A 16,375-nucleotide genomic window follows, 5' to 3' on the forward strand; every position below is an offset into this window, starting at 1 on the left:
AATGACGCCGAAGGCACCGATCGAGGACTTCTCCGACGCCGACCTGGAGATCTCCGAGCCGAAGGACTTCGCGGCGGGGTTCGACGGCGTCCGGCACTCGATGGAGCCGGCGATCCGCACCATGGGACCTGCCCGCACGGCCCGGCTCATGGCGGCGATCAACCACAAGGACGGCTTCGACTGCATGAGCTGCGCGTGGCCGGACCCCGCGCACCGCAAGGTCGCCGAGTTCTGCGAGAACGGCGCCAAGGCCGTGACGTGGGAGGCGACGCCGCTGACGGTGCCGAGGTCGTTCTTCGCGAACAACTCCCTGACGTCGCTCGAGGACAAGACCGAGTACTGGCTCGGCATGCAGGGCCGACTCACCGAGCCGTACTACAAGGCGGCGGACTCCGACCACTACGCGCCGATCACCTGGGAGCGGGCCTACGGGATCGTCGCGGACCACCTGCGTGCGCTGGACGACCCGAACGAGGCCGCCTTCTACACCTCCGGCCGCGCCTCGAACGAGGCCGCGTTCGCCTACCAGCTCTTCGCCCGCGCGTTCGGCACGAACAACATGCCGGACTGCTCGAACATGTGCCACGAGTCCACCGGCACGGCCATGACGTACTCGGTGGGGATCGGCAAGTCGACCGTGCACTACGACGACTTCGCCGAGTCCGACCTCATCATCATCATGGGGCAGAACCCGGGGACCAACCATCCCCGGATGCTCACGGCCCTGCAGGAGGCCAAGGAGAACGGGGCGCAGGTCGTCGCGATCAACCCGCTGCCCGAGGCCGGCCTCATCGGCTACAAGGACCCGCAGCGGGTGCGCGGCTACCTCGGCAAGGCGACGAAGATCGCCGACCAGTTCCTGCAGATCCGGTCGGGCGGCGACATGGCGCTCATGCAGGCCGTCGCCAAACGCGTCCTCGCGGCAGAGGCCGCAGCGCCCGGGACGGTCCTCGACCACCACTTCATCGACACGTACTGCGACGGCTTCACGTCCTTCGCCGAGCACATCGCGAGCGTGGACGACCTCGAGGTCGAGCGGGTCACGGGGCTCTCCGCCGAGGAGATCGACGAGCTCGCCGACCGCTACATCGCCGCGGACAAGGTCATCATCGCGTGGGCCATGGGCATCACCCAGCACCGCCAGGGCGTCGCCACGATCCAGGAGATGATCAACCTTCTGCTGCTGCGCGGCAACATCGGCAGGCCCGGCGCGGGCGCCTCCCCCATCCGAGGGCACTCCAACGTGCAGGGCGACCGCACGATGGGCGTCGCCGAGAAGATGCCGGAGTCGTTCCTCAAGGCCCTCGGCGACGAGTTCGGCTTCGAGGCGCCGCGCGAGCACGGGGTCGACGCCGTCAACGGCATCCGTGCGCTCGACCAGGGGAGGATCAAGGTCTGGATGGCGCTCGGCGGCAACCTGCTCGGCGCCATCTCGGACACGAATCTCGCCGAGTCGGCCATGCGCAGGACCCGCCTGAGCGTCCAGCTGTCCACGAAGCTCAACCGCAGCCACGTCATCACCGGCGACGAGGCACTCATCCTGCCGGTCCTCGGACGCACGGAGGTCGACCTGCAGGCCACCGGTCCGCAGTACGTCACGGTCGAGGACTCGGTCTGTGCCGTGCACGCCTCGCACGGCAAGATCCCACCCATCTCCGACGACGTGCGCTCCGAGGTGGCGATCGTCGTCGGCATCGCGCACGCCACCATCGGTGACCGTCACGACATCGACTGGCTCGCCATGATCGACGACTACGACGTCATCCGCGACCACATCGCCCGGGTCGTGCCCGGCTGCGCCGACTACAACGCCAGGACCCGCAGCCGCGACGGCTTCGTGCTCCCCCACGGGCCGCGCGACGAACGGCGGTTCGACACGGCCACCGGCAAGGCACGCATCACGGTCAACACGTTCGAGCCGATCGAGTGCCCGCCGGACCGGCTCATCCTGCAGACCGTCCGCTCGCACGACCAGTTCAACACGACGATCTACAGCCTGAACGACCGCTACCGCGGCATCAAGAAGGGGCGGTCGGTCATCTTCGTGCACCCGGACGACCTCGCCGAGCTCGGACTGGCCGACGGCCAGATCGTCGACATCTTCAGCGAGTGGCCCGGCCAGCCCGACCGCGTCCTGCGGGGCTTCCGGACCGTCGCCTACCCGACGGCGCGGGGCTGCGCCGCCGCCTACTTCCCCGAGGCCAACGCGCTCGTGCCGCTGGACTCCGTGGCGCTCGGCAGCAACACCCCCGTGTCGAAGGCGATCATCATCCGCATGGAGCCGTCCAGCACCCCGGTCGGGGTCGGCCGCCCCGTCACCGTCTGACCGCCGGCGACGTCGACCCACCACGATCGACGTCGACGCGCCGAGGTCGCACGGGATCCGTCGATCTCGGCGAGGGTGTCCCGCGGCCGGCGCTCAGGCCGCGGCTGCGGCGTCCAGCCCCCACGCCTCGGCGAGCATCCGCATCGAGCGCAGGCGTACCTCGGGGTCGTACGCGTAGGTGACGGTGATGATCTCGTCGGCTCCCGTGGCCTCCGCGATGCCGTCGAGCTTCTCGAGCACCTGGTCGGGGGTACCGATCGCGGAGACGGCCTGCATGTTCGACGTCGCGTCGAGGACGCGCTGCGGCACCACGCTCGTGATGTCGTCGACCGGCGGCTGGAGCAGCTCGCGGGCGCCGGTGACGATCCCGGCGGCCATCATCTGGTGCGTCGTGAAGATCCGCTGCGCCTCGGCCTCGGTGTCCGCGACGACGACGTTGACGCCCACCATGAGACGCGGGGCGTCGATCTGCGCGGTCGGGGCCTCGGTGGAGAACTGGGCGCGGTAGACGCCGACGGCCTCGGCGAGCGCCTGGGGCGCGAAGTGGGAGGCGAACGAGAACGGCAGACCGAGCTGGCCGGCGATCGAGGCGCCGTTGAGGGAGGAGCCGAGCACCCAGATCGGCACCTCGGTACCGCCGGCGGGGACGGCGCGGACCCGGGAGCTGGGAGCCGTGTTCGCCTCGGAGAAGTAGCCGCGCAGGGCGAGGATCTCGCGGGCGAATGACTGCGGGTCCGCCTCGCCGCGGCGCAGGAGCGAGGCCGTCAGCTGGTCGGTGCCCGGAGCACGGCCCAGGCCGAGGTCGACGCGGCCCGGCGCCACCTGGGCCACCGTGCCGATCTGCTCCGCGACCGACAGCGGCGGGTGGTTCGGGAGCATGACGCCGCCGGAGCCGATGCGGATGCGGCTCGTGCGCTGGGCGGCGAGCGCCATGAGGACCATGGTGGCCGAGGACAGGAACGTGGCCGTGTTGTGGTGCTCGGCGAACCAGTACCGCGAGTAACCGAGCCGGTCGGCCTCCTCGGCGGCGCGCATGGCGTTCTCGACCGCCTGCGCCGGCGAGGACCCCTCCGGACGGCCGACGAGCTCGAGGACGGACAGATCGGGACGCTGCGCGGCGGAATCGGTGCTCACTGTCGGGACAGCGCGATCACTCCGCGAGGTATTCCCCCGCGACTACCCCTCGCCCGTTACTCCCCCGCGTCCTGCCCCACCTCGTTGACGTCCCCGACCATGGCGCCGACGAACTGGGACCGGTAGAGCCGGAAGTACGGTCCCTCGGCGGCGAGCAGCTCCTCGTGGGTGCCCTGCTCGACGATCGCCCCCTTGTCCATGACGAGGATGACGTCGGCGTCGCGGATGGTGGAGAGCCGGTGGGCGATGACGAACGCGGTACGTCCCTCGCGCAGCCGGCTCATCGCCTCCTGGACGAGCACCTCGGTGCGGGTGTCGACCGAGCTCGTCGCCTCGTCGAGGACGAGGATCGCGGGGTCGGCGAGGAACGCGCGCGCGATGGTGATGAGCTGCCGCTCCCCCGCGGACACGCCTCCGCCGTCCTCCTCGATGAGGGTCTCGTAGCCGTCGGGCAGGGAGTGGACGAACCGCTCCACCCCCGCCGCCTCGCCGGCCGCCTCGATCTCCTCGCGCGTCGCGCCGTCGCGGCCGTAGGCGATGTTCTCGGCGACGGTCCCCTCGAACAGCCACGTGTCCTGCAGGACCATGCCGATGTGGCTGCGCAGGTGGTCGCGGGTCATCTCGCGGGTGTCGATGCCGTCGACGAGGATCCGTCCGCCGCGCACCTCGTAGAAGCGCATGAGCAGGTTGACGAGCGTCGTCTTGCCCGCACCCGTGTGCCCGACGATCGCGACCGTCTGCCCCGGCCTCGCCCGCAGCTCGAGGCCGGTGATGAGCGGCACGTCGTCAACGTAGCGGAAGTCGACGTCCTCGAAGTGCACGTCGCCGCGCACGTCGCTCACCCGCCTGGGGTCCCGGTGATCGGGCTCCATCTCAGCGGCGTCGAGCAGCTCGAAGACCCGCTCCGCCGATGCCCCGCCGGACTGGACGAGCGCGGCCATGCCGGCGAGCTGCCCGATGGGCTGCCCGAACTGGCGCGAGTAGGTGACGAAGGCCTGGACCTCACCGATGGTGACCCCGCCCTGCGAGACGCGCAGGACGCCGAACACCGCCACGAGGACGTAGGAGATGTTCGAGACGAACTGCATGAGCGGCATCATCGTGCCGGACAGGAACTGGGAGCGGTCGGCGGCGGCGACGAGCCGGTCGTTCTGCTCGACGAACCGCGTGCCGAACTCGTCCTCCGCGCCGAAGGCCTGGACGAGCTGGTGTCCGCTGAAGGCCTCCTCGACGGTGCCGCCGACCTCGCCCGTGGCCGTCCAGTTCGCCACGTGGTGGGGCTGCGCCCGCTTGGCGACGATCCCCATGATGACGGCCGAGACGGGCACGGTGACGACGGCGACGATCGCGAGGCGCCAGTCGATCCACACCATCATCGCGAGCACGCCGACGATCGTCAGCACGGACGTGATGAGCTGGGACAGCGTCTGGTTGAGGGCCTGCGTGATGTTGTCGATGTCGTTCGTCAGCCGGGAGAGCAGGTCGCCCCTCGAGCGGTGGTCGAGCTCGGCGAGCGGCATGGCGTCGACCTTGGCCTGCACCTTGGCGCGCAGCCGGACGCCGACCCGCTGGACGACGACGTTGAGGATGAGCATGTTCGCGGCCATCGCCATGGCACCGCCGGCGAACACGCCCAGCGCGATCCCGAGCGAGCGGGCCAGCTCGGTGCGGTCGAGGCCGGCTCCGGGCTCGAGGCCGGGCATGGCGGCGAGCATGTCGGCCATCTCGTCCTGCCCGAACGACCGCAGGCCGGCGATGGCCTGGTCGAGGGTCACTCCCTCGGGGACGAGCCGGCTCGCGAAGCCCTCGACGACGACGTCGGTCGCCTCACCCAGGTAGCGCGGGCCGAGCACGGAGAGGGTGACGGAGACGATGCCGAGCAGCACGACCGCGACCAGGGCGAGCCGCTCGGGTCGCATCTCGGCGAGGAGCCGCCGGATCGTGGCGCCGAAGTTCGCGGGCCTCTCCCCGGGCATCGGCCGGTCCTGCCGGCTCATGCCGCCTCCTCCGCCGAGATCTGGGACAGCACGATCTCGCGGTAGGTCTCGCTGGCCCCCATCAGCTCCTCGTGCGTGCCCCGGCCGACGACGCGACCGGCGTCGAGGACCACGATCTGGTCGGCGTCCCGGACGGTGGAGACGCGCTGGGCGACGACGAGCACCGTCGCTCCCGTCGTCATCTGCGGCAGCGCGGCGCGCAGGCGGGCGTCGGTCGCCATGTCGAGGGCGGAGAAGGCGTCGTCGAAGACGTAGATCTCACCGCCGTGGACCAGGGCTCGGGCGATCGCCAGGCGCTGGCGCTGGCCGCCGGAGAAGTTCTGCCCGCCCGGCTCGACGGCGGAGTCGAGGCCGTCGTCGAGGTCCGAGACGAACTCCGCCGCCTGCGCGACCTCGAGTGCCTGCCACAGCCTTTCCTCAGGCACCTCGCCCGAGCCGAGCGAGAGCGTCGACCGCACGGTCCCGCCGAACAGGTAGGCCTGCTGCGGGACCAGCGCGATGCGCGAGCGCACGTCCGGCAGGGCGGCGGCGCGGACGTCGACGCCGCCGATCCGCACCGAGCCCGAGGAGACGTCGAGCAGCCGGGGCAGCAGGTTGACGAGCGTCGTCTTGCCGGACCCGGTGGAGCCGACGACCGCCGTCGTCGTGCCCGGCTCGAGGGTGAGGGAGATCCGGTCGAGGACCGGCTCGTCCGCGCCGGGGTAGCCGAAGGTCACGTCGACGAGATCGACGCGGCGCCCCTCCGCGCGGTCGCCGATCGGCTCGGGCTGCGCCGGCGGGGCGATCGCGGGGGCGATGTCGAGGACCTCGACGATGCGCCGGGCGCAGACCGCGGCGCGCGGCACCATCATCAGCAGCATCACCGAGAACATCACGGACATGAAGATGAACATCAGGTAGCTGAGGAAGGCGACGATCGAGCCGATCTCCATCTGGTTCGCGTCGACGCGCAGGCCGCCGAACCAGACGACGAGCACCTGGCCGCCCATGATGAGCAGCTGCACCAGCGGGAAGGTGATCCCGAAGATCACGCCGATGCGCCGCTGCGTGCCGGCGAGCTCGTTCGAGGCGACGTCGAACGTGGCCCGCTGCGTGCCCTGCCGGGTGAAGGCCCGGATGACGCGGACGCCGGAGACCTGCTCGCGCATGAGGCGGTTGATGCGGTCGATGCGCTTCTGCACGACCTCGAACATCGGCCGGGCGAGCAGGATCGCGCCGAGCATGACGAGCAGCAGCGCCGGTACGGCGGCGACGATGAGCCACGACAGCGGCGGGTCCTCGCGGACCGCCATGACGATGCCGCCGACCATCATCATCGGCGACATGACGAGGAACATCGAGCCCATGAGGGTGAGCATCTGGACCTGGAGGACGTCGTTGGTCGACCTGGTCACCAGCGACGGCGCGCCCACGGTGGACACCTCGGCCACCGAGAGTCGCTGGACCTTGGCGAAGACCGACCGGCGGATCGCGCCGCCCGCGCGGGCCGCCATGCGGGCGGCGAGGAACGCGGTCGTGATCTGGGCGGCCATCTGGATCGCCGAGATGCCGAGCATGACGAGCCCGATGCGGATCACGGCGCCGGAGTCGGCCGCCAGCAGCCCGTCGTTGATGACGTCCGCCGTGAGGCTGGGCAGCATCATCGCGGCCAGCGTCGAGACGAGCTGGAGCAGGAGGATCGCGCCGAGCGTGCGGGCGTGCGGACGTAGGTAGTACCTCAGGAGGCGCAGGAGCACCCGGACATCCTGGCACTGCACCGACCGCTCGTCGTCATCGGTGCGCAGCGACCGGCCGTGCGCGCAGCGGGCAGCCGCCACGAACGACGCCGGCCCCGGCAGCGCGGGGGCTGCCGGGGCCGGCGGTCGGTCGGTACCGCGAGGGCTCCGTCGTCAGGGAGCCTGGCGGGCCGTGGGTCAGGCCCGCGACGGCGGCTGGCCGCCCGGGTTCCAGGCGCGCGTGGTGCCGGCCGGGCCCTGCCCGTGGGCGGGGCCACCCGTCGCGGGGCCGCCGGTCGCGGGCCCACCCGTGGGCGCACCACCCGCGGGCGCACCGGGCGCACCGGTCGTCGGACCACCCGGCGCCGCACCGCCCACCGGCGGAGCGCCGGCGTCGCCCGCGGCCCGGGACCGGGTCGCCCGGCGACCGCCGATGCCGGGCTCCTCGCTGACCTCGCTCTCGGCGCTCGCCACGTCGGCGCGCGCCTCGCGCAGCGCCTCCTGCGGGTCCTGCAGGCTCGGCGCGTCGAACGCGGTCGACGGCGGCGGGGTCGACGTCGAGGGCCCGCTCTCCGCGCTGTCGCCGTCGCCGCGCCGCGGGGGACGCGGCGGCGTCGGGGCGCGGAACGACCCGCCGCCGCTGCCGCCCTCGGGGCCGAAGGCGCTCGCGAGGGAGGCCATCGCACCGGTGACCTCGGCGGGGATGAACCACATCTTGTTCGACTGCGTCTTCGCGATCTCCGGCAGCGTCTGGAGGTACTGGTAGGACAGCACCTTGTCGTCGGCGTCGGCGGAGTGGATGGCCTGGAAGACCTCGTGGATCGCGCGGGACTCACCCTGGGCCCGCAGGACGGCGGACTGCGCCTCACCCTCGGCCCGCAGGATCTGGGACTGCTTCTCACCCTCGGCGGTGAGGATCGCGGACTGCTTGACACCCTCGGCGGTGAGGATCGCGGCGCGGCGGTCGCGCTCGGCGCGCATCTGCTGCTCCATCGCGCCCTGGACGGACTGGGGCGGGTCGATCGCCTTGAGCTCGACGCGGTTGACGCGGATGCCCCAGCGGCCGGTCGCCTCGTCGAGCACGCCGCGCAGCCGGCTGTTGATCTGGTCGCGCGAGGTCAGCGTCTGCTCGAGGTCCATCGAACCGATGACGTTGCGCAGCGTGGTGACGGTCAGCTGCTCGATACCGGTGATGTAGTTCGCGATCTCGTAGACGGCCGCGCCCGGCTCGGTCACCTGGAAGTAGATGACGGTGTCGATCGAGACCACGAGGTTGTCCGACGTGATCACGGGCTGCGGCGCGAACGAGACCACCTGCTCGCGCAGGTCCACCCGGGCGCGCACCTTGTCGAAGAACGGGATGAGGACGTGGAACCCGGCGAACATCGTCGAGTGGTACTTGCCCAGCCGCTCGACGATGAGGGCGCCGGCCTGCGGGACGATGACGACCGCCTTGCTGAGGATCACCACCACCGCGATGACGATGACGCCGAGGATGATCCACTCGGTGATGCTGTCCACGTATCTCTCCTGTGTCGTGGGAACGACGGCCGCGGCCGGCCGACGGGTCTAGTAGCCGGGGGCGGGCCCGGGCCGGTACGTGGGTGGCACCTGGTCACCCGGTCCGAAGCCGGCGTTCCAGGGTCGCGCCGGCGGCGCGGTGCCGTAGGGGTCGCCGACGACGTCGAGCGGCGCGACGACGGCGAACGCCCCGTCGATCTCCACGACCCGCACGTCCTCGTCGGCCGGGCGGGGCAGGACGTCGGGGGCGGTGCGGGCCGACCACACCTCGCCGTGGAGCTTGACGCGACCCTCCCGGTCGGTGACCTCGGTGAGCGTGTGCGCGATCTGTCCGACCAGGCCGCGGATGTTCATCGGCGTGTCGGGCGTGGAGCGCGCGAGCATCTCCTTGACCCAGGGGCGCACCACGAAGAGCAGCGTGAGCGCGACGAGACCGGCGACGACCGCCTGCACCCAGATCGGGGCGCCGGTGAGCGCGACGAGCGTGCCGGCGGCGGCGCCGCCGGCCAGCATGAGGAAGATGAGGTCGACGGTGAGCATCTCGACGATGCCGAGCGCGATCGCCGTGACCAGCCAGATCCACCACATGGTCCGACCTCCTCCCTGTAGGTACGGCCAGTCTACCGGTGCGACGTCCGCGCCACGGGGGCAGATCTGACCCGGACGGAACGGGTCCGGGGCAGCCGGCGGTGCGAGCCGCTGCCGGCGGGTCCGAGGCCGCGGGCTGGTCGGGCCGCCGCGGACGGTGCTAGACGCTGCGGCGGGAGTGGTAGCGCCCCTCGTCGACGGTGAGGGTGAGCGGCATGCGGTAGAGCGAGGAGATCGCCTCGGCCGTGAGGACCTCCTCGATGGGACCGGCCGAGACGGCCCGCCCCTCGTCCATGAGCATCGCGTGGGTGAAGCCGGGCGGGATCTCCTCGAGGTGGTGGGTCACGAGGATCATCACCGGGCCTCGCGGGTCGCGCGCGAGCCGCGCGAGCGAGGCGACGAGGTCCTCGCGACCACCGAGGTCCATGCCGGCGGCGGGCTCGTCGAGGACGAGCACCTCGGGGTCCGGCATGAGCGCACGGGCGATCTGGACGCGCTTGCGCTCGCCCGTGGACAGCGTCCCGAACGTGCGGTCGCGCAGGTCCTTCATGCCGACGTAGCTGAGCAGGGCGCGGGCCCGGCCGGTGTCGAGCTGCTCGTAGCTCTCGCGCCACCGCCCCTGGATGCCGTAGGCGCCGGTGAGCACGACGTCGAGCACGGTCTCCGACGCGTACACGCGCCGCTCGCCCGCCGAGGAGGCGAACCCGACGACCTGGCGGAGCTCGGCGACGTCGACGCGCCCGAGGCGCTCACCGATGACGTCGACCGTGCCGGTGGTCGGGAAGACCTGGCCGACCAGCAGCGAGACGAGCGTCGTCTTGCCGGCGCCGTTGGGTCCGACGATCACCCAGCGCTGACCGTCGTCGACCGACCAGTCGACCCCCTTGAGGAGCTCGGCCTGCCCGCGGCGCACACGGACGTCGGACAGCGTCAGGACATCACCCATGGCACCCAGCGTAGGTCGCCGCCGTCGGGCGGGCGGCCCGACCCGCCCGGCCGCTCGGCCTCGCGAGGCTGCCGGCGGGCGCCCACGGCGTCGCCGCCCGGCCGGACCCCCGCCGCGGCCCGGCTACCGCCCGGCGAGGACCTGCTCGTACACGGCGATCGTGCGCTCGGCGACGGCGCTCCAGGCGAAGTGCTCCTCGACCCGGCGCCGGGCGGCGACACCCTGGGCGCGCGCCCGCCCGGGGTCGGTCGCCAGATCGGTCAGCGCCGCGGCCAGGTCGGCGTGGAACCGCTCGGGGTCCGTCGGCGTGCCCGTGCCGTCCTGCAGCTGGTCGATGGGCACGAGCGTGCCGGTCTCGCCGTCGACGATGACGTCCGGGATGCCGCCGGTGGCGGACCCGACGACCGGCAGGCCGACCGCCATGGCCTCGAGGTTGACGATGCCGAGCGGCTCGTACACGGACGGGCAGACGAAGACGTCGCAGGCGGCCAGGACGGCGACGAGCTGCTCGCGCGGCAGCATCTCCTCGATCCACACGATGCCGGTGCGACGCTGCGCGAGCTCGGCGACGGCGCCGGAGACCTCGGCGGCGATCTCCTTGGTGTCCGGGGCGCCGGCGCACAGGACGACCTGCACCTCCTCCGGGAGCCGCTCGACGGCGGCCAGGAGGTGCGGCAGGCCCTTCTGCCGGGTGATCCGACCGACGAAGACGACGGCGGGCCGGTCCGGGTCGATGCCGTGGCGCTCGCGGGCAGCGGCGATCGCGGCCTCGCCGTCGGGGCCGGTGGGGCGGGCCCACTCGTCGAGGTCGATGCCGTTGTGCACCACGTGGACCTTGCCCGGGTCCACGCCCGGGTACGCGCGCAGGATGTCCTCCCGCATACCGTTCGAGACCGCGACGACGCCCGCCGCGCCCTCGTAGGCGGTGCGCTCGGCCCAGCTCGACAGCGCGTACCCGCCGCCGAGCTGCTCGGCCTTCCACGGGCGCATGGGCTCCAACGAGTGCGCGGACAGCACGTGCGGCACCCCGTTGAGCAGCCCGCCCAGGTGCCCGGCGAGGTTCGCGTACCAGGTGTGGGAGTGCACGAGGTCGGTACCGGCGAGCCGGTCGGCGATCTGCAGGTCCACGCCGAAGGTGCGCAGCGCGGCGTTCGCGCCCTCAAGCTCGGGCAGCTCGCCGTAGCCGGTGACGGGCACGCCGCCGGGTCCGTCCTCGCTGCGGGGGCCGTCGAACGCGTGGACCCGCACGTCGATGCGCGGGCGCAGGACGCGGGCCAGCTCCGAGACGTGCACGCCCGCGCCGCCGTAGATGTGCGGCGGGTACTCGCGGGTGATCAGGTCGACTCTCACGGTGGGCCTCCTCGTTGCGGCACGATCGGGGCGCGCGTCCGCGCACGGCCCCACTCTGCCGACAACGCCAAGCCACGGCAACGCACCACGTCGTGCGGGCCAGGGGCCGCGCCACCGGGCCGCCCGAGGTGCGCCCGAGGTGCGCCCGACCGGGGTGCGCGACCCCGACCGTCGAGGTCCGCGTGCCGGACGATCGCGCTCCGCCCGTCGGACCGCGTGCTCGGGATCACAGGTACCGCCTAGGCTGAGCCCATGGCATCCCCACGCGTGCTCGCGATCGTCCTGGCCGGCGGCGAGGGTAAGCGGCTCATGCCGCTCACCGCGGACCGGGCCAAGCCGGCCGTCCCCTTCGGGGGCACCTACCGGCTCATCGACTTCGCGCTGTCGAACATCGTCAACTCCGGGTACCTGAAGATCGTGGTGCTCACGCAGTACAAGTCGCACTCGCTCGACCGCCACATCACCCAGACCTGGCGCATGTCGAACCTGCTCGGGAACTACGTGGCGCCGGTACCCGCCCAGCAGCGCAAGGGCAAGAACTGGTTCCTCGGCTCCGCCGACGCGATCTACCAGTCGCTCAACCTCATCGACGACGAGCGGGCGGACATCGTGGTGGTGGTCGGTGCCGACAACATCTACCGCATGGACTTCTCCCAGATGGTCGACCAGCACATCGAGTCCGGGTTCCCGCTCACGGTGGCCGGGATCCGGCAGCCGCTGTCGCTGTCCGACCAGTTCGGCGTCATCCAGGCCTCGGCCGACGACCCGCACAAGATCGAGAGCTTCCTCGAGAAGCCGAAGGACGCCGAGGGCCTGCCCGACGCGCCCGACCAGATCCTCGCGTCGATGGGCAACTACGTGATGGACGCCGACGCCCTGCGCCAGGCCGTCATCGCCGACGCGGACGACTCCGGGTCGAACCACGACATGGGCGGCAACATCGTGCCGAGCTTCGTCGCCGAGGGCCGGGCGGGGCTGTACGACTTCACGTTCAACGAGGTCCCCGGGGCCAGCGACCGGGACAAGGCGTACTGGCGCGACGTCGGAACCGTGGACGCGTTCTACGAGGCCAACATGGACCTCATCTCCGTGGTCCCGGTGTTCAACCTCTACAACGATCAGTGGCCCCTGCACACCGGCTACCACGGGCTCGCCCCGGCGAAGTTCGTCTACGGGCACCAGGAGCGCCTGGGCCACGCGCTCGACTCGATCATCTCCCCCGGCGTCATCATCTCCGGCGGCGAGGTCGTCGGCTCGATCCTCTCCCCCGGCGTCCGGGTGAACTCGTGGTCCTCGGTGCGGGACTCCGTCCTCTTCGACGGCGTCCAGGTCGGCCGCAACGCCACGGTGAACAAGGCGATCCTCGACAAGAACGTCGTCGTCGAGCAGGGCGCAACCATCGGCGTCGACCACGAGCACGATCGTGCGCGCGGCTACACCATCACCCCGGGGGGCATCACCGTCGTCCCCAAGGGGATGACGGTCACGAGGTGACGGCGGGCCCCTCGTCGGCCGGCCTGCGGCCGGTTCCGACCGTCCCCGCCGGGGGCGGCACGGCGCTGCGCGTCACGCTCGTCTCCCCGCGGCCCGTGCCGGTCTCGCTCGTCACGCACGTCGGTGACCTGCTCGCCGGCCGGTCCGACGACGTCGCGGCCGCCCACGGCACGCTCGGCCCGCTGCGCACCGTCGGCTGGGCGCTGCGCCTGCCCGGCTCCTCGGGTGCGGAGACGGCCCCCGACGACGCACCCATGCCCCTCACCCGCACGGCCAGGGAGCTGCGCGACGAGATCCGCGGCCCGGCGACCGCGCTCGGCGTCGACGTCGCGGTGACCACCGGCGAGCTGGCCGAGCTCGGCCCCGGGCTGATCCTCACCGACGTCGACTCCACGCTGTTCGCGGGCGAGGTCATCGAGCTCGTCGCGGCGCACGCCGGGGTCGAGGACGAGGTCGCGGCCGTCACGGAGCGCGCGATGCGCGGCGAGCTCGACTTCCGCGCCTCCCTCGAGGAGCGCGTGGCCCTCGTCGCCGGCCTCGACGCCGCGGCGGTGCTCGACGCGGTCCGGGCGGCGGTCGAGCTCTCCCCCGGCGCCGCCGACATGTTCCTGCGCGCCCGGGACGCCGGGGTGCCGACCGGCGTGGTCTCGGGCGGGTTCGTCGAGATCGTCGCGCCCACGGTCGAGCCGCTCGGCACGCGGTTCGTCGCGGCCAACACGTTCGAGGTCGCGGGCGACGGCCGGCTCACCGGCCGGACCGTCGGCGAGGTGGTCGACCGGGCCGCCAAGGCCGACCGCGCCAGGCGGTGGGCGGGCGAGGTGGGCGTCCCGATGGCGCGGGTCCTCGCCGTCGGGGACGGCGCGAACGATCTCGACCTGCTCGGTGCGGCCGGCCTGGGCGTCGGGTACGGGGGCCGCCCGGTGGTCCGGGAGAACGCCGACGCGTTCATCACGGGCGACCGCCTCGACACCGCCCTCGCGCTCACCGGCGTGGCGGACGAGGCAGCCGGCGAGGAGTAGCGACCCGCAAGGAGCGACGACCGGCTCCAGGGCCTCCGGCCTGGCGGCCCACCGGCAGGTGCGCCAGGCTGGGTGCGGGACACCGATCTGCGCGAAGGAGCGAGAGATGACCACAGTGGTCCTCGTCGGCACGCTGGACACCAAGCGGGACGAGCACACCTGGCTGCGCGAGCGGCTGCACGCGGCGGGCGTGGAGACCCGCCTGATCGACGTCGGCACGTTCTCCGACGGCGGCGGCATCGCCGACATCGGCTCGGACGAGGTCGCGGCCGCCGCCGGCACGGACGTCGAGACCCTGCGCGGCGCCGACGACCGGGGCGCCGCCATCGCCGCCATGAGCGAGGGCGCGGCCGCGGTCGTCTCCCGCCTGTACTCGGCGGGCGAGCTCCACGCCGTGCTCGCCATCGGTGGGTCCGGCGGGTCGTCCGTCGCCTCCCGCGCGATGCAGGCGCTCCCCGTCGGTGTGCCGAAGCTCCTGGTGACGACCATGGCGGCCGGCGACGTCAGCCCCTACGTGGGCGCCACGGACGTGACGATCATGCCGTCCGTCGTCGACGTCGCGGGCATCAACCGCATCTCGCGAGAGGTCCTGTCTAACGCGGTGGCCGCCGCGGCGGCGATGGCGCGCGGCTTCGAGGAGCGGGCGGCGGCCGAGCGCAGCGACGAGGCGCACCTGATCGGCGCCACCATGTTCGGGCTCACCACGCCCGCGGTCGACGAGGCCCGGGCCCGGCTGTCCGAGCTCGGCTACGAGGTGCTCGTCTTCCACGCGACCGGGGCGGGCGGCCGGGCGATGGAGACCCTCGTGCGCGACGGCTTCCTCGACGGCGTCCTCGACCTCACGACCACCGAGCTCGTCGACGACCTCCTCGGCGGCGTGCTGTCCGCCGGGCCCGACCGGCTCCAGGCCGCCGGGGCGGCCGGCCTCCCGCAGGTGGTGAGCGTCGGCGCGCTCGACATGTGCAACTTCGGGCCCGAGGCGACCGTCCCCGAGCGGTACGCCGGCCGCAGCTTCGTCGTCCACAACCCCACCGTCACGCTCATGCGCACCACGGCCGAGGAGATGGCCGAGCTCGGGACACGCATCGCCACCAGGCTGCGCGCAGCGAGCGGCCCGGTCGAGGTCCACCTCCCGCTGCGCGGCGTGTCCGGCATCGACGTCGAGGGCGGACCGTTCCACGACCCCGAGGCCGACGCGGCGTGCTTCGCCGCGATCCGGGCGGGCCTTGCCGGCTCCGACGTCGCGGTGCGCGAGGTCGACCTCGCCGTCAACGACCCGGGCTTCGGCACAGGGGCGGCCGACGCCCTGCACGAGCTCATCCGCTCGGCCCGCTGAGGCGGAGCGCACCGACCCGGCCCGGGACGGCGCCACCACCCACGGCGGCCGCCACCTCCGCGACGACCACGACACCCGGCCCCCACCCACGAAGGAGCACCCGCACCATGAAGCGTCAGGACGCCCTCGCCCGCCTGCGAGCCACCGTCGAGTCGGGCCGACCGATCATCGGCGGCGGCGCCGGCACCGGACTGTCGGCGAAGTCCGCCGAGGCCGGCGGCATCGACCTCGTCATCATCTACAACTCGGGGCGCTACCGGATGGCCGGCCGGGGCTCGCTCGCCGGCCTCCTGGCCTACGGCGACGCGAACGCCGTGGTGATGGAGATGGCCCGCGAGGTGCTCCCCGTCGTGCGGGACACCCCCGTCCTCGCCGGGGTCAACGGCACCGACCCCTTCCGCCTCATGGGGCCGTTCCTCGACGAGATCGCCCGCGTCGGCTTCACGGGCGTGCAGAACTTCCCCACGGTCGGCCTCATCGACGGCGTCTTCCGGCAGAACCTCGAGGAGACCGGCATGGGGTACGGGCTCGAGGTCGACATGGTCGCCGCGGCCCACGAGCGCGGCCTGCTGACGACCCCCTACGTGTTCGAGGCGGAGCAGGCGGCCGACATGGCGCGCGCCGGGGCCGACGTGCTCGTGCCCCACATGGGGCTGACGACGAAGGGCACGATCGGCGCGACCACCGCGCTGACCCTCGAGGAGTGCGCCACGCGCGTGCAGGAGCTGCACGACGCCGCGAAGGCGGTCAACCCCGACATCCTCGTGCTGTGCCACGGCGGCCCGATCGCGGAGCCGGAGGACGCGCAGTACATCCTCGACCACACCGAGGGGGTCGTCGGGTTCTTCGGCGCCTCGTCGATCGAGCGGCTCCCCACCGAGGTGGCGATCCGCAAGCAGACCGAGGACTTCACGAGCATCCGCCTCTGACGGGTGCCGGCGGTCGGCCT

The 16,375-nt window shown here is 72.5% G+C and carries 12 protein-coding genes; 5 read left to right on the forward strand and 7 right to left on the reverse strand.

The window, feature by feature from the left end; genetic code table 11:
- Position 1: 1 nt before the first annotated feature.
- Entirely contained in the window at positions 2-2,326 is a 2,325-nt protein-coding gene (locus tag AC24HA_RS11365; RefSeq protein WP_425709668.1) for an FdhF/YdeP family oxidoreductase, read from the forward strand.
- A 93-nt stretch (positions 2,327-2,419) separates the two neighbouring features.
- On the opposite strand, the gene AC24HA_RS11370 is transcribed toward AC24HA_RS11365, so the two are convergent.
- From AC24HA_RS11370 to glgA, 7 genes are all read right to left on the reverse strand, one after another.
- Positions 2,420-3,460, reverse strand: coding sequence for an LLM class flavin-dependent oxidoreductase (locus AC24HA_RS11370; protein WP_425709669.1), 1,041 nt, complete (start codon positions 3,458-3,460; stop codon positions 2,420-2,422).
- Between the two features lie 56 nt (positions 3,461-3,516).
- Positions 3,517-5,457, reverse strand: a complete 1,941-nt coding sequence (locus AC24HA_RS11375) for an ABC transporter ATP-binding protein (RefSeq protein WP_425709670.1) — start codon at positions 5,455-5,457, stop codon at positions 3,517-3,519.
- Positions 5,454-7,193, reverse strand: a complete 1,740-nt coding sequence (locus AC24HA_RS11380; RefSeq protein WP_425709671.1) for an ABC transporter ATP-binding protein — start codon at positions 7,191-7,193, stop codon at positions 5,454-5,456. Before AC24HA_RS11380 ends, AC24HA_RS11375 begins: the two co-directional genes overlap by 4 nt.
- A 177-nt stretch (positions 7,194-7,370) precedes the next feature.
- Positions 7,371-8,684, reverse strand: coding sequence for an SPFH domain-containing protein (locus AC24HA_RS11385; RefSeq protein WP_425709729.1), 1,314 nt, complete (start codon positions 8,682-8,684; stop codon positions 7,371-7,373).
- A gap of 57 nt (positions 8,685-8,741) precedes the next feature.
- Positions 8,742-9,281, reverse strand: coding sequence for an NfeD family protein (locus AC24HA_RS11390; protein ID WP_425709672.1), 540 nt, complete (start codon positions 9,279-9,281; stop codon positions 8,742-8,744).
- Positions 9,282-9,441: 160 nt separating this feature from the next.
- Entirely contained in the window at positions 9,442-10,227 is a 786-nt protein-coding gene (locus AC24HA_RS11395) for an ABC transporter ATP-binding protein (RefSeq protein WP_425709673.1), read from the reverse strand.
- 123 nt (positions 10,228-10,350) lie between these two features.
- Complete coding sequence (gene glgA, locus AC24HA_RS11400) at positions 10,351-11,577, reverse strand: glycogen synthase (RefSeq protein ID WP_425709674.1); 1,227 nt, start codon at positions 11,575-11,577, stop codon at positions 10,351-10,353.
- A gap of 252 nt (positions 11,578-11,829) precedes the next feature.
- Here glgA and glgC point away from each other — a divergent pair, with 252 nt between their 5' ends.
- From glgC to AC24HA_RS11420, 4 genes are all read left to right on the forward strand, one after another.
- On the forward strand, positions 11,830-13,071 hold the full coding sequence (gene glgC, locus AC24HA_RS11405; RefSeq protein ID WP_425709675.1) for a glucose-1-phosphate adenylyltransferase: 1,242 nt from the start codon (positions 11,830-11,832) through the stop codon (positions 13,069-13,071).
- A complete protein-coding gene (gene serB / locus AC24HA_RS11410) occupies positions 13,068-14,090 on the forward strand; it encodes a phosphoserine phosphatase SerB (RefSeq protein WP_425709676.1) in 1,023 nt (340 codons plus the stop codon). The genes glgC and serB overlap by 4 nt, the downstream gene beginning before the upstream one ends.
- 106 nt (positions 14,091-14,196) lie before the next feature.
- Positions 14,197-15,426 (forward strand): Tm-1-like ATP-binding domain-containing protein, encoded by a 1,230-nt coding sequence (locus tag AC24HA_RS11415; protein WP_425709677.1) that lies wholly within the window; start codon positions 14,197-14,199, stop codon positions 15,424-15,426.
- Between the two features lie 107 nt (positions 15,427-15,533).
- Positions 15,534-16,355: a phosphoenolpyruvate hydrolase family protein gene (locus AC24HA_RS11420; protein WP_425709678.1), complete on the forward strand. Its 822-nt coding sequence runs from the start codon at positions 15,534-15,536 to the stop codon at positions 16,353-16,355.
- Positions 16,356-16,375 lie beyond the last annotated feature (20 nt).

The sequence above is a fragment of the Georgenia sp. Z1491 genome, from assembly GCF_057652395.1.